14 protein-coding genes and 1 tRNA gene are annotated in these 13,140 nt (G+C 63.6%); 7 read left to right on the top strand and 8 right to left on the bottom strand.

Going from position 1 to position 13,140, the window contains the following annotated elements; all coding sequences use genetic code 11:
• The first annotated feature begins 110 nt into the window (after window positions 1–110).
• The 3 genes from AC6RV7_RS14555 (at window position 111) to AC6RV7_RS14545 (ending at window position 1,509) form a co-directional block, all read left to right on the top strand.
• Window positions 111–185, top strand: a tRNA-Lys gene (locus AC6RV7_RS14555).
• 54 nt (window positions 186–239) lie between these two features.
• Entirely contained in the window at window positions 240–887 is a 648-nt protein-coding gene (locus AC6RV7_RS14550; RefSeq protein ID WP_500094739.1) for a response regulator, read from the top strand.
• Window positions 888–945: 58 nt separating this feature from the next.
• Complete coding sequence (locus AC6RV7_RS14545; RefSeq protein ID WP_500094738.1) at window positions 946–1,509, top strand: OmpA family protein; 564 nt, start codon at window positions 946–948, stop codon at window positions 1,507–1,509.
• Between the two features lie 88 nt (window positions 1,510–1,597).
• Here the strand turns inward: AC6RV7_RS14545 and AC6RV7_RS14540 are convergent, their stop codons facing one another.
• Genes AC6RV7_RS14540 through purH form a run of 3 tightly spaced genes read right to left on the bottom strand, consistent with a single transcriptional unit; the run spans window position 1,598 to window position 5,437 of the window.
• Window positions 1,598–2,971, bottom strand: coding sequence for a dipeptidase (locus AC6RV7_RS14540; protein WP_500094736.1), 1,374 nt, complete (start codon window positions 2,969–2,971; stop codon window positions 1,598–1,600).
• A 59-nt stretch (window positions 2,972–3,030) separates the two neighbouring features.
• Window positions 3,031–3,831 (bottom strand): M48 family metallopeptidase, encoded by an 801-nt coding sequence (locus AC6RV7_RS14535; RefSeq protein ID WP_500094735.1) that lies wholly within the window; start codon window positions 3,829–3,831, stop codon window positions 3,031–3,033.
• Window positions 3,832–3,877: 46 nt separating this feature from the next.
• Window positions 3,878–5,437: a bifunctional phosphoribosylaminoimidazolecarboxamide formyltransferase/IMP cyclohydrolase gene (gene purH / locus AC6RV7_RS14530; protein ID WP_500094734.1), complete on the bottom strand. Its 1,560-nt coding sequence runs from the start codon at window positions 5,435–5,437 to the stop codon at window positions 3,878–3,880.
• Window positions 5,438–5,580: 143 nt separating this feature from the next.
• Here purH and AC6RV7_RS14525 point away from each other — a divergent pair, with 143 nt between their 5' ends.
• The 3 genes from AC6RV7_RS14525 (at window position 5,581) to AC6RV7_RS14515 (ending at window position 8,270) form a co-directional block, all read left to right on the top strand.
• The gene (locus AC6RV7_RS14525; RefSeq protein ID WP_500094733.1) at window positions 5,581–5,967 is read left to right on the top strand and encodes a Co(2+)/Mg(2+) efflux protein ApaG; all 387 of its coding nucleotides are present in this window, start codon (window positions 5,581–5,583) and stop codon (window positions 5,965–5,967) included.
• 48 nt (window positions 5,968–6,015) lie between these two features.
• Window positions 6,016–7,374 (top strand): MBL fold metallo-hydrolase, encoded by a 1,359-nt coding sequence (locus tag AC6RV7_RS14520; protein WP_500094732.1) that lies wholly within the window; start codon window positions 6,016–6,018, stop codon window positions 7,372–7,374.
• 218 nt (window positions 7,375–7,592) lie between these two features.
• Window positions 7,593–8,270: an adenylate kinase family protein gene (locus AC6RV7_RS14515; RefSeq protein ID WP_500094731.1), complete on the top strand. Its 678-nt coding sequence runs from the start codon at window positions 7,593–7,595 to the stop codon at window positions 8,268–8,270.
• 26 nt (window positions 8,271–8,296) lie between these two features.
• Here AC6RV7_RS14515 and AC6RV7_RS14510 read toward each other — a convergent pair whose 3' ends face one another.
• The 5 genes from AC6RV7_RS14510 to AC6RV7_RS14490 form a co-directional block, all read right to left on the bottom strand.
• Window positions 8,297–9,094, bottom strand: a complete 798-nt coding sequence (locus tag AC6RV7_RS14510; protein ID WP_500094730.1) for an inositol monophosphatase family protein — start codon at window positions 9,092–9,094, stop codon at window positions 8,297–8,299.
• Between the two features lie 75 nt (window positions 9,095–9,169).
• Window positions 9,170–9,739, bottom strand: a complete 570-nt coding sequence (locus AC6RV7_RS14505; RefSeq protein WP_500094729.1) for an FmdB family transcriptional regulator — start codon at window positions 9,737–9,739, stop codon at window positions 9,170–9,172.
• A 13-nt stretch (window positions 9,740–9,752) separates the two neighbouring features.
• On the bottom strand, window positions 9,753–10,931 hold the full coding sequence (gene dinB, locus AC6RV7_RS14500; RefSeq protein ID WP_500094728.1) for a DNA polymerase IV: 1,179 nt from the start codon (window positions 10,929–10,931) through the stop codon (window positions 9,753–9,755).
• Between the two features lie 63 nt (window positions 10,932–10,994).
• Window positions 10,995–11,582 (bottom strand): hypothetical protein, encoded by a 588-nt coding sequence (locus AC6RV7_RS14495; RefSeq protein WP_500094727.1) that lies wholly within the window; start codon window positions 11,580–11,582, stop codon window positions 10,995–10,997.
• A 30-nt stretch (window positions 11,583–11,612) separates the two neighbouring features.
• Window positions 11,613–12,179, bottom strand: a complete 567-nt coding sequence (locus AC6RV7_RS14490; RefSeq protein ID WP_500094726.1) for a DUF4252 domain-containing protein — start codon at window positions 12,177–12,179, stop codon at window positions 11,613–11,615.
• Window positions 12,180–12,340: 161 nt separating this feature from the next.
• Here AC6RV7_RS14490 and AC6RV7_RS14485 point away from each other — a divergent pair, with 161 nt between their 5' ends.
• Complete coding sequence (locus AC6RV7_RS14485; RefSeq protein WP_500094725.1) at window positions 12,341–13,072, top strand: YebC/PmpR family DNA-binding transcriptional regulator; 732 nt, start codon at window positions 12,341–12,343, stop codon at window positions 13,070–13,072.
• The last annotated feature ends 68 nt before the right edge of the window (window positions 13,073–13,140 follow it).

Raw genomic sequence — 13,140 nt, 5'->3', positions numbered from 1 at the left:
TTCTGCTTACTCGCGCGAAGCGGCCGGGTCAACGCGGACAGGGTTTTTCAGTCCAAAAACTGCTTGCCAAGCCGAGAAGGCAAAACCCATTTTCGTTCTTCATCGCTCGTGGGTTGGTAGCTCAATGGTAGAGCAGCGTCCTTTTAAGTCGTTGGTTCTGGGTTCGAATCCCAGCCAACCCACCAAGCTGTCCGAAATCCCTCCACTTCACTCTGCGCGGGCCGAAAGAAGCCCCTTACATGAAACGACTCGTTATCGTCGAAGATCAAACCGCCATTCGTGAGATGCTCGTGGAGATCCTCCGCCTGGATGCCAACTACCAGCTGGTCGGAGAAAGCGGCGACGGTCAGAGCGCCCTGTCCCTTTGTCTCGAGGTTAAGCCCGATCTCCTCGTCCTCGATGCCAAGCTGCCCGGTTTGAACGGCGTCGATCTTCTCCGCCGCATCAGCAAGAAGCTGCCGGAGATGCGGGTGCTCGTCTTCTCGGGCCACGAAAATCCGGTGCTTATTCGCGAAATGCTCGAAGCCGGCGCGCACGGTTTCGTCGAAAAGACCGCGGGTTTGTTCGAATTCAAAAAGGGCCTCGAAACCGTGGCCAACGGCGGCACTTACTTCGGGCCGGCGGTCGCCGCCCTGCTGCGCAACGTCGTCGCCAATCCGTCCGCCAGCAACTCCGCCGATTTCCTGACCGATCGCGAGCGCGAGATCCTGCAGCTCGTCGCCGAGAGCCACAGCACCAAGGAAATCGCGGCCAAGCTCGGCATCAGCATCAAGACGGTCGACAACCACCGCACCAACCTGATGCGCAAGCTCAATCTTCACGATGTCGCCAGCCTCACCCGCTACGCGCTGGAGGTCGGACTCATCGAGCCAAAGAAATCGCTGTAAAAGCCTTGCCGCTCCGGGAGCTTTCTTCAATTAGTCCCGCACGGCCATCCGACCTTCCATGAACATCGCCTCGAAGAAATTTTTCCTGATTCTCGCCAGCTCGGCGTTCCTCGTTGCCGGCTGCTCCAAAAAACCGAAGCGCCCGGATCCGAGCGCGACGGTGCTGGGGCCGACAGGAACCGGAGGCGCCCTGAATCCGACGGACGTCAACGCTCAGCTCGACCCGTCCGCCATGGGCCTGGAGGCGCGCGATCCCAACATTCTCGAGGACGCCAACAGCATCCGCGGCCTCTTCCAGCCCGTTTACTTCGACTTCGATCGTTTCAACATCAAGGAAAGCGAACGCGCCAAGCTGCAGGAAGCCGCGAAATACCTGAGCGAGCATCCCGATCAGCGCGTCCTGCTCGAAGGCCATTGCGACTGGCGCGGCACCGCCGAATACAATCTCGGCCTGGGCGATCGCCGTGCCAACGCCGCCAAGCGCTACCTCGGCTCGCTGGTCAGCCCTGATCGCGTCGAAACGCTTTCGAAGGGCAGCCTCGATGCCACGGCCAATGGCGACGATGCCACGATGGCGAAGGATCGCCGCGTCGACATCGTGATCCTCAAGGCCCATCCCTGAGCGCCGACCGACTCTTTGAAAACGAAAGCCCCGGTTTTTACCGGGGCTTTTTTGTGGCGCGAAACCCTCGTCGCGCCTGCGTCTCGCTCTACTTTTTCGCGAGTTCCAGCAGCACGCGCTTCGTCGTCTCCGTGCCGCGCTTCATGATATCGAGGTTAAAGCTTTCGTTCGGCGCATGCAGATTGTCCTCGGGGAGGAACAATCCGAAGAGAATCGAATCGAGCCCCGTCACGCGTTTGATGTCCGCGATGATCGGCACGCTGCCGCCTTCGCGCAGATAGATCGGCGGCTTGCCCCAGACCTCGGCGACCGCCTGCTCCGTCGCGCGAAACGCCCGCGCCAGCACCGGCGACTGGTCCTTCGGCGTGTTCGATTTGCCCGGGGGCACGACCACGTAGGGATCGCCCTTGTGCTGATCGACGAAGTCGATCTTCACGCCGCTCGGCACGCGCGCGCGAATCGCGTCCATCACCAGCCGCTTGATCTTGTCCGGCTGCTGATTCGGCACCAGCCGGCAGCTGATCTTCACGAATGCCTGGCTCGGGATGACCGTCTTGGTGCCCTCGCCCTGATAACCGCCGCCGATGCCGTTGAATTCAAGCGTAGGCTGGAACCGCAGCGCCTCGAAGGGCGAGTAGCCGGGCGTCGTATAGAAACTTTCAATACCAAGGAAGTCCTTGTAAGCCTGCTCGTCGGCGCCGAGTTTCTTCAATTCCTCGCGCTCCCACGGATGCACATCGAGGACGTCGTCGTAGAATCCGGGGACATTCACGCGTCCTTCCGGCGTGTGCAGCGTGGCGATGATCTCGGCGAGCGCCTGGATCGGATTGCGCAGCACGCCACCGTGCAGCCCGGAATGCAGGTCGCCTTTCGGTCCCGTCACATGCAGGTCGAAAAGCGCGAGGCCGCGCAATCCGCTCGTGATCACGACCTGGTCCGCACGCGGCAAAACCGTGTCGGACAGATAAACGAAATCCGCTTCGCGCAGCCGGTCCTGGTGCGATTCCAGAAACTTCGGGAAACTCGGGCTGCCCATCTCCTCTTCGCCCTCGATCAAAAACGTGATCCGCAGCGGCAGGCTTGGATTCTCCGCCAGCGCCGCCGCGACCGCGGCGATGTTCGCCATGAGCGGCCCCTTGTTATCCGCCGCGCCGCGACCGTAGATGCGGTTGCCGACAATCGTCGGCTCAAACGCCGGCGTCTTCCACAGGTTCAGCGGATCCGCCGGCTGCACATCGTAGTGTCCATAGATCACCACGTGCGGCCACGAGGCATCGCCGCCGCGCTGCGCGAAGACGATCGGATGCAGCTCGGTCGGCACGACTTCAACCTTGAAACCCAACGACGTGAGCAGCGAGGCAACAAACTCCTGCGCGCCGCGCATCCCCTCCTTGAACTTCGAATCGGCGGAGACGCTTTGAAAACGAATGAACTCCTTCAGCTTTTCGACGGGATCGAACATCCGGCTACCGTGCGCCAACCCCGTCGCCGCGCCAACCGGAAAAACGCCCGAAAACGCCCTCAGTAGCGGCCGCGATTCTGCTCATAGACCGCCACCATTTCGGGCATCAGCGCCTGCAGGTCCGCGATTCGCTGCTGGTCCGCCGGATGCGTCGACAGAAAGGTCTCGATCTTGCTGGCCGGCGCCCCTTTTTGCGCGCTCATTTTCTGCCAGAACGTGATCGCCGCGCGAGGATCGTAGCCGGCCTTGGCCGCAAACAGCACGCCCATGTGATCCGCCTCGCTCTCGTTCGCGCGCGAATGCGGCAGCACGCGCCCCACCGTCGCCAATCCGGTATAGGCGGTCTGGAAGATCTGCAGCGTCTGCGGATCGTATCGATCCTGCGCATACGCCGTGCCCAGCGCGCCCAGCCCCTGGATCACCATCTGCTCCGACATCCGTTCCGCGCCATGGCGCGCGATCACATGCCCAATCTCGTGTCCCATCACGGTTGCGAGTTCGTCGTCGGAGGCCGCCAGCTTCAGCAAGCCCGTGTAAACCCCGACCTTGCCGCCGGGCAACGCGAAGGCATTCACCTCCGCCGAATCAAAGACCACAAATTCCCACTGCGCCCCTGGCATTTGGTCGCCGACCGCGGTGGCGATCCGTCGCCCGACATTTTGCACGCGCTGGTTCAGCGCGGCATCGGTCGACACTTTTTCCTGCTGACGAATTTCCGCGAACGACTGTGCGCCGAGCGCGAGTTCCTGGCTGGGCTGAACGAGCACCAGCGACTGGCGGCCGGTGACGGGGTTGGTGTAACAGGCAGCCAGCGCCAGCAGCGCCGCGACGGAGAAACCGAGAACAGGGGCCTTCTTCATGCGCCGCAACCATGCGAACTGCGGCGCATTGCGCAAGCGGCCGCGCTCAGTGTTTGAAGTGCCGCACGCCGGTGAAGACCATTGCCATTCCGCGCTCGTCGGCCGCGGCGATCACTTCCGCATCGCGCACCGAACCGCCCGGCTGGATCGCCGCCGTCGCGCCGGCGTTGGCCGCGGCGATCAGGCCGTCGGCAAACGGAAACAGCGCTTCGCTGGCCACGACCGAACCTTTCAAATCAAGCCCGGCCTCGCCCGCCTTCCACACCGCGATGCGCGAACTGTCCACGCGCGCCATCTGGCCCGCGCCCACGCCCAGCGTCTGTTCGCCGCGGCAATACACGATGGAGTTCGACTTCACGTGCTTGCCGACCTTCCAACCAAACATCATGCCCGCCCACTCCTCCGGCGTCGGCTGCCGCTTGGTGACGACCTTGAATTCGCTCACGTTGCCCAGCGTGCGATCGCGGTCCTGCACAAGCACGCCGCCGACCACCGAGCGGATTTCCTGCAGGGCGTCGGCGCCGATGCCGCCCTTCGCAATCATCAGGCGCAGGTTTTTCTTTTTCGCGAAGATCGCGAGCGCCTCGTCGCTGAAACGCGGGGCGATGATCACTTCGGTAAAGATTTCCGCGATCGTCTTCGCAAGGGTGCCGTCGAGCGTCTGGTTGACGATGATGATGCCGCCGAACGGCGCCTGGCGATCGGTCGCGTAAGCCTTTTCCCAGGCGTCGGTCAACGTGTCGGCGCTCGCGACGCCGCACGGATTCGTATGCTTGAGGATCGCGACCGTCGGCCGCTCGAATTCGCCGATGAGATACGTCGCCGACGTGATATCGAGAATGTTGTTATAACTGAGTTCCTTCCCTTGCAGTTGCTGGAAGTGCTCGTGAAACGTGCCGTAAAGCGCCGCCTGCTGGTGCGGGTTTTCGCCGTAGCGCAGCGACTGCGCCTTTTTCCACGATAGCGTGAGCGTGCCGGGAAATCCGCTCAACGCCTCGAGATCCGGCGCCGCTTCCTGCGCTTCGAGATAGCGCGCGATCGCGGTGTCGTAGCTGCCCGTGCGCTGAAACACCTTCAACGCGAGTTGCCGGCGCAGCGTCGCGAGTTGTTCGGGCTTCGCCGTTTCCTCCGCGAACGCCGCGAGCACCCGATCGTAATCGGCGGGGTCGCACACCACGGTCACGCTTTCGTGATTCTTCGCGGCGGAGCGCAGCATCGAGGGCCCGCCGATGTCGATGTTCTCGATCGCTTCCTCGAGCGACACGTTCGGCTTCGCGACCGTTTCCTCGAACGGGTAAAGGTTCACGACCACGAGGTCGATCAGCGCGATGTCGTTGCGCGCGGCCTGCGCGAGATGCTCGGTCTTGTCGCGGCGACACAGCAGGCCGCCGTGGATCTTCGGATGCAGCGTTTTCACGCGGCCTTCCATGATTTCGGGAAACCCGGTGTGCTGGCTGACCTCGGTGACCGGCAGTCCTTTTTCCGCGAGAAGCTTGGCCGTTCCGCCGGTCGAAAGCAGCGTGTAGCCGTGCTGCTTCACCAGGGCCGTGGCGAAGTCCACGAGACCGCGTTTGTCGCTGACGGAAAGGAGGGCGAGTTTGGCCATGAGGGGGCGAGTTTCTGGTTTTCGTCCCGCGTGCAGCAAGCCGATTGTCGGCGCCTGCGCGTCAGCGAAGCGGTCATGCGTCGCCCGCGGACGCGTCTGGATTCGCCGCTTGCCGCACGCGGTTTCCCGGCTCTTGTTGCGGCGTGTCTTGTTTTTCCAGCGAAGTTCCCGGCCTGCAGGCGCGCCTCGATCGGCTCGCCTACCATCATGGCGGCCCGTCGCTGCCGGCGGACAAGCCGCACGCGTTCGTTTATTTCATCACGATCGAGAATGCCTCCGACCGCACCATCACGCTGCTCGGCCGCAAATGGGTGATCCAGCACGCCGACGGCAGCCGGCTCGTGATCGAGGGCGACAAAATCGTGGGCGAAACGCCGCGTCTTGGGCCGGGTGAGCAGTTTTCCTACAACAGCTACCATGTGTCCGGCTGCGACGCCGTCGCGCACGGCTGCTTTCATGGCGTCGACGACCAGGGCAATCGGATCCACGTTCTGCTGCCGCCGTTCGAGATGGAGATTCCGCGATCCTGAAAAACTGCTCGTTTCCGATGCGTTTCCCGTTCTCTCTCGGCGAGATTCATGAAGCTCATTGATCTCAACCGCGACGGCGGCATCGGCGCCAACTCCCTTTTCGTTCAGTTCGGCGACCTGCGCGTCCTCGTGGATTGCGGGCTCCATCCGAAAAAAGTCGGCCGTGCCGCCACTCCCGATCTCACCGCCTTGCGGGGTCACGAGCTCGATCTGATCATCATCACGCACTGCCATCTCGATCACATCGGCAGCCTGCCGGTCGTGATGCGCGAACATCCGAACACGCCGGTGATCATGACGCAGGGCAGCCGCATGCTGATCGAACGCATGCTGCACAATTCCGCGAACGTGATGATGCGCCAGCGCGAGGAGGACAACATCCCCGACTACCCGCTCTTCACGCACGACGACATCGATCGCTGCGCAGGCCGGCTGACCGGTCTGCCGATGGGCCACGTGAAAAAATTTCGCGGCGCGAAGGACGAGATCGAGGTCACCTTTCACCACGCCGGCCACGTCGCCGGCGCCGCGGGCGTCGAGATCCGCCACAAGCACCGCACCGTCTTCTTCACCGGGGACGTGATGTTCGAGAACCAACGCACGCTGAACGGCGCGCGTTTCCCCGCCGGACACTTCGACGTGCTCGTCACCGAAACCACCCGCGGCATCACCGAACGCCCCGCCGGCAAGGAGCGCGTCAACGAAGTCGCGCGTCTGGTCGACACGATCAACGACACCATCCAGCGCGGCGGCTCGTTCCTGCTGCCGGTGTTCGCGCTCGGGCGCATGCAGGAGATGCTCGCGGTTTTCCACGACGCGCGGAAATTCGGCCGGCTCGTCAACTGCCCGATCTACGCGTCCGGCCTCGGCATGGATCTCGCGGACTATTTCGACGAGATCACGCGGAAGACCAAGTCGCTCCAGTTCAATCGTGGCGTCATCAAGGACCTGAAGATCAAGCCGACGCCCCGGAAGCTCAATGCCGGCGAGGATCCGAAGCAGAACGCCATCTATCTCGTGAGCTCCGGCATGATGGTCGAGCGCACGCCCAGCTACACGCTCGCCTCCGGACTGCTCAATCACGCGCGCAACACGATCGGCTTCGTTGGCTATTGCGATCCCGACACGCCCGGCGGCCAGTTGCTCGCCGCGAATCCGGGCGACGACTTCGTTTTCGGCGCCGTGCACGTGAAAGCGAAGGTCAAGGCGCGCATTGAGCGCTTCGAATTGAGCGGTCACGCCGATCGCGAGGAACTGCTCGAATTCGCCGTGCAGACCAGCGCCCGCAGCATCGTCCTGACCCACGGCGATCCTGCCGCGCGCGCGTGGTTCGCCGAATCGCTCGCCGCGGCGTTGCCGGAAACCAAGGTCATCGATCCGGTCCCGCTGCAGTCGTATCAGGTTTAGTCGGACATCGCGCAGGATTCGCGCGCTAAAAGCCAACAAACGCGGAGAATCTCTTCTTCATTTCTGCCACGCTCCGCGCGCGTGGCCGCCCCGGTCGCGCCGCGTCACCCCAGCGCCCCACGCGAGCCACCTCACCGTGCGATTTCCCTCATATCCACGTCGTCCCGTCGCTCGTCCGCTGCGAGGATTTTTCCATTCCCATCGCTGCCTTTACCCCAATGAACATCGCGATCCTTGGTCCTTCCGGCGCCGGTAAGCGCACTCACGCCAGCTCGCTGGCCGTTCGTTACGGACTCCGCGCCGTTTCGCTTGGCGATCTGATTCGCAAGCACCTGCAACAACACACGCAACTCGCCAACGCCGTTCGCCGGCACCAGAAATCCGGCGCGCCGCTGAGCGCCGAAACCATCGCCGCGATGATCGAAGGCTGGTGCGCGGAGCTTCCGCGCCGCGCCGGAGCGTTGTTCGACGGTTTGCCGCGCACGCTCGAGCAGGCGCGCACGCTGGACGAGGCGCTGCTCCGCCACGGACGCACCTTCGACGCCGTCATTCACCTCGAGGTCTCGGATGCCGAGATCCTGCGGCGGCTCGCCGAGCGCATTGTCTGTCCAACCTGCCACATCACCTATCATCCGCACCTGAAGCCGCCGACGCAGTTGGGGGTCTGCGATCTGTGCAACAGCACTCTGCCTTCCATACCCGTCTCTCAGGACGAGCACGCGTCGCGTTTGTTGACCGCCTTTCGCGAAAACATCGCGCCTGTGCTGGATCACTATCGGCGCGCGGGCCGGCTGATCGCCGTGTCCGGCGAAGGCACGATGAGCGAAGTCAATGCCCACCTCATCCAGGCGATCGATCAACTCACCGCCGCGCCGCAGGCGCTGGCCCATTCCTGAGCCGCTGCGTCGCGCGATCTGAGGGTTTACGCCTGCAACAACTCCCGCACGCGCGCGCAGATCGCGGCATTACCCGCGACATAGAAGATCCGCCGCATCTTCAAATCGAACTGCATCAGCGGAAACTGTTCGCCGTTGAGAAACTGCACCTGGCCCTCGCCCGCCAGACAGAGCGGCACCGCGGCGGCGATGTCCCAGATCTTCACGTTGTGGTCGACCGTCCCACCGAGGATGCCGACCGCCACGTAAGCGAGATGCAGCGTGCTGCTGCCGAGGCCGCGAATCTTGAAATTTTGCACCAGCGTCGTCGCATGCGGCGCGAAGGTTTTGTCGTAGGGACTGTGAAATCCGAGCAGCGTCTGCGCATCCGGCGGTTCGCGCCGCACATGCGCCGGCCGGTCGCCATCGAACAACCCCAGCCCCGGTCCGCCGTGGATCAGCGTGCGCCGCGCCAGATCGTAAACCACGCCGTAAACCGGGTGCCCGTTTTCAAACAGGCCGAGCGAGATCGCGCAGTGTGCGATGCCCATGGCGTAATTGTTGGTGCCGTCGATCGGATCGAGCACCCAGGCAAAACGCTTCGTCAGCGGAATCGCGCCGCCGGCGTGCGTCAGCTCCTCGCTGAAAAAATCGTCGTCTGGAAATCGCTTTCCGAGTTCGCCCACGATCGCTGCCGAAATCGCCAGATCGACCGTGGTCACGCGCGTGCCGTCGGCCTTCCACTGGCTCTCGGCTTTGCCGAAGAATTGATGCAGCAGCGGAGTCTGCGCGAGCACCGCGTGCTTCGCGGCTTCAATGCGGGCAAGAAGTTCGGGCGATGACATGACAGTTCCCATGAAAGACACGAATCGCGCGAAAACCAAAAGGAATTCGCGCGTGCGCCGCCTTCGCGCGCGTCCTCACTCGTAATCGTAAAGCTGCGGATCGCGCGCCGGCGCGCCGCGTCGCACGCGAAAACGATGCCGCGGCTCCTTCGGATCCGCCGCGGGGCCGCCGTTTCCCATTCTTTCGCCGAACGGATCGTCGGGATCCGGCATGCTGCAGGGTTTTTCGCCGCCGAGTTCGTCTTCCAGCGCCTCGGGATCGGTGCCCTCCTCGAGCTTGCGCACCACTTCTTCCATTTCGCCGTCGATCTTTTCTCCCGTGAGCTCCGACATCCGCCGCATCATGCGAGCCATCGCGCGCGGATCGTTTTCGTCGACGTTCGCGAACTCCTTTTCCATCGCGTTCATCGCCGCCTCCATCCGCGCGTCCTCCGCCGGATCGCCACTCATTCCCGCGGCGGGATTCGCGTCAACGTCGCCGGAGTCCTTCTTGCGTCCCGTGACCGCGAATTGCGACAGCATCTTCACCATCCGGAATTGCGGATTGTGCGGGCACTTCGGGATCGTGCGCCCCTGCGCCAGCGTCTTCGCGTAGAACTGGTAGATCGTGTGATTGTCCGGGCAGTAATACTCGTAAATCGGCATAGCGATGGCGGACTTAGCGCGCTCGCGAGCGCTTGGCAAGTTGGTGCCCGTGCTGAACCGCCGCCGCGCGTCCGCCACGATTCAATGCATCGATCACCCCGGCGAGGCGGCGGCGCTTCTCATCCGTCTCGGCAAACATCTCCAACTGCGTCGCGCCGTCCTCCACTGCGGAAAACCGCACACTGATCAAACGCAACGGCCGGCGCTTTTTCCACGCGGCCTGCAGCAGCGGTTTCACCAGCGGATAAAACGGCGCCTCCAGGTCCACCGCTTCAGCCAGGCTCCGGCCATGCGACTCCTGCGAGAAGTCCGGATAGCGCACCTTGAGCGTCATCGTGCGCACGCGTTTCCCATCCTCGCGGATCTTCGGCAACAGCTCGTCGATCATCCGCTTGGCCACGCGTTCGATCTCCGCGAAATCGCCGACGTCCTCGCCGAAGGTCTCCTGCTGCGAATAGCTTTTCGCATCCTCGTGTTCCGTTTCCACCGGACGGTCGTCGATGCCGCGCGCGCACTCCACCATCTCGCGCCAGCCGCGGCCGAAGATCGATTGCAGTTCGCTTTCGCTGCGCGCCAGCAGATCGCTGACGAGTTTGATGTCGTGGCGGTGAACCAGCACCTCCTCGGTCTTCGGGCCGACGCCTGGAAGTTTCCCGATCGACAACGGCGCGAGAAACGCCGCCTCGGTGCCGGGCGGCACCACGACGAAGCCGCGCGGTTTGCGCAGTTTCGACGCGATCTGCGCGACGAGCTTGTTGATCGCCATCCCGAACGAAATCGTGATCTGCAACTCGCGCCAGATCCGTTCCTGCAATCCGCGCACGGCTTTTTCGATTTCCTCCGTGCTCCCGAATCCGCACGGCGTGAGATCGAGATAACCTTCGTCGATGGAGTTGCGCTGCACGATCGGCGTGAGCGTTTCGCAGAGCTCGAACATCTGCCGGGACACCTTGCTGTAGAGCCCCGACGTGTGCGGCAGCATGATCAGGTCGGGACAGACCTGCAGCGCGCGCCGGGTCGGCATCGGCGTATACACCCCGCAGGCGCGCGCCTCGTAGCTGGCCGACGAAATGATCCCGCGCTCCCGGCCGCCGACCGCGCACTTCGTCCCCCGCAGCTCGGGCTTGAGCGCGAGCTCGCACGACACGAAGAACGCGTCGGCGTCGAGATGAACGATGGTCGGCAGCTTCACGCCCAAACCTTCGCTTCGCCTCGAACAAAAGCGGAGCGAAATCTGCACTCTATCCGCTCCAATTTACAGCTTCGCCAGCCCGCCGCGTTTCTCCACCAATTGCACCAGCGGCTCCGCGGCGACCGTGCCGGCGGCGATCACGAGCCGCTCGCCCTCGATCACGACCACGCAGACATGCTCCCGCGTGCCGAAGCCGAACGCCTCGCTCGCGTAAATCGCGACCGTGCTGTCGCCATCGTTGACCGCCACGGCGCGATGCCAGCCACGCTCCGCCAGGCGCTGGTCCGCTGCGAGCAATGCCGCCTGACGCTGCGTCGCGTCCGGGGCGTGCGGCAGCGTGTAAACTCCGACGCTCGCCTTGCGCAGAGCGCGCAAGGCCATCCGCGCCTCAGCGGGCACGTTGGGCGCAAACGCCAATCCCGCTCGCGCCGCCGTGAGGAGCACCGGACCGGCCGTGAATTGAATCTCGGTCGACGGGCGCTCGTGCATCGCCTGACGAACGCTGTCCCGCAGCACCGCGGCATCACGCGTGAGCGTCAGGAGATTATACACGCCGACCGCGAGGAGCAGCAGCGAGGCTCCCAGAATCCCCAGGAGCCAAACCCACCACCGGCGACGCGGGGCTTGGGGCGTGGCGTGATTCGCGTTCATGGCTGAGATCGAAGGCGGCTAGCCTATTCTTCACGCGTTCTTGTTGCTCGCCGGCGCAACTTTATCGAGACCCGGCAGATTGAATCGCTTGCTGAGCGCAGCGAGTTGTTCGGGACGAATGCTGCCGACGACATTGACGAAGACCGCCTGCTTTTCATTGGAATCGATGACCGTGACGACGACGCCACCGATCGCCGAGTCGGCGTTCAGTTTGACGAAGACGGCGACATCCGCGTCTCCCTCGCTCGCACCCTGCTTGACGGTGACGGCGCGGGTCCAGCCGGCGTTCTCGAGTTGATCGCGGATCTGGCCGATGCGAGCCAGGGTGTCGGCGCGATTGGTGTCGTTGAAGCCGACGACGTTCACGTGCACGCGTTTCAAATTGCGGATCAACTCGGCCGCCTGCGGCTCCTCCTGACCGACGAAGAGCGACGCGACCTTGAGCAGCGGAAGGTCGAGGTTCACTTCAACAAACTGGCAGCCCTCGGCGGGCGTGAACTTTCCCAGATCGACATAGCCGGGTTCGGCCGCACGGGCGGCGAACGTGCCCAGCGTAATAGCGGCAGCTAACGTGGCGAAACGAAGGGTGGATTTCATGACGGAACGAGGGGGTTGAGGGAAAGGCGCGACGTGCGCCGGATATCCTCAGCACACCGCGGCGGCGCGGAAAGTTACAGCGGGCCTCGTGCTTTTTCGTCCGCCGGATGCCACGCTTCGTCGTTGCGCGCCTTCGGGCCGGTTGTCAGCGTCAGCGGCTTATGGGACGTCAATGGCTCCACGCGAAACGCGCCATCGTAAACCTCAAAAAGGGCCAGGTGGTCGGCAAACTCGTCAAAGAAATGACCGTCGCCGCGAAGCTCGGCGGGCCGGACATTTCGGCGAACGCCCGGCTCTTCGCCGCGGTCGAGAAGTCGAAGAAAGCCAGCGTGAAAGCCGACGTGATCGAGCGTGCGATCGCCAAGGGCTCCGGTGTCGGCGGCGACAAGTCCGCGATGGAGCACGTGGTTTTCGAAGGCTACGCGCCCCACAAGGTGCCCGTGATTGTCGAAGTCTACACCGACAATCCGCAGCGCACCGCGCCCGAGATCCGCGTGTTGTTCAAGAAGGGCGTTCTCGGTGCCGCCGGCAGCAACAAGTTTCTGTTCGATCATGTCGGGATCGTCGAAGCGCATACCGCCGATGCGGCCGCAGATCTCGAAGCCGCGGCGATCGAAGCCGGCGCCAATGATTTCGAGGCGCTCACGCACGAGCAGAACGACGACATCCCGGCCGATCGCAAAGGCGCGCGCTTCATCACCGAGCGCACCGGTGTCCACGCGGTCTCCTCCTGGCTCAGCGGCCACGGCTGGTCCGTCGTCACGAGCGAGATCGGTTACCTGCCGAAGAATTACCCGGAGCTCGACGACAACGCCCGCGGCGAAGTCGGCGAATTTCTCCAGGCGCTCGAGGATCACGACGACGTGCAGCGCGTCTGGGCCGCGGTGCGTTGATCCGTCGCGGCGTGCAAACGCCGACGAACCTCTCGGGTGGCGACCCTAGGAACGCCGTTTCCTGCCGC

The organism is Opitutus sp. sgz309028, assembly GCF_059821195.1.
Note: the sequence above shows the minus strand (reverse complement) of the source record. Positions and strands in the feature narration are given on the sequence as shown.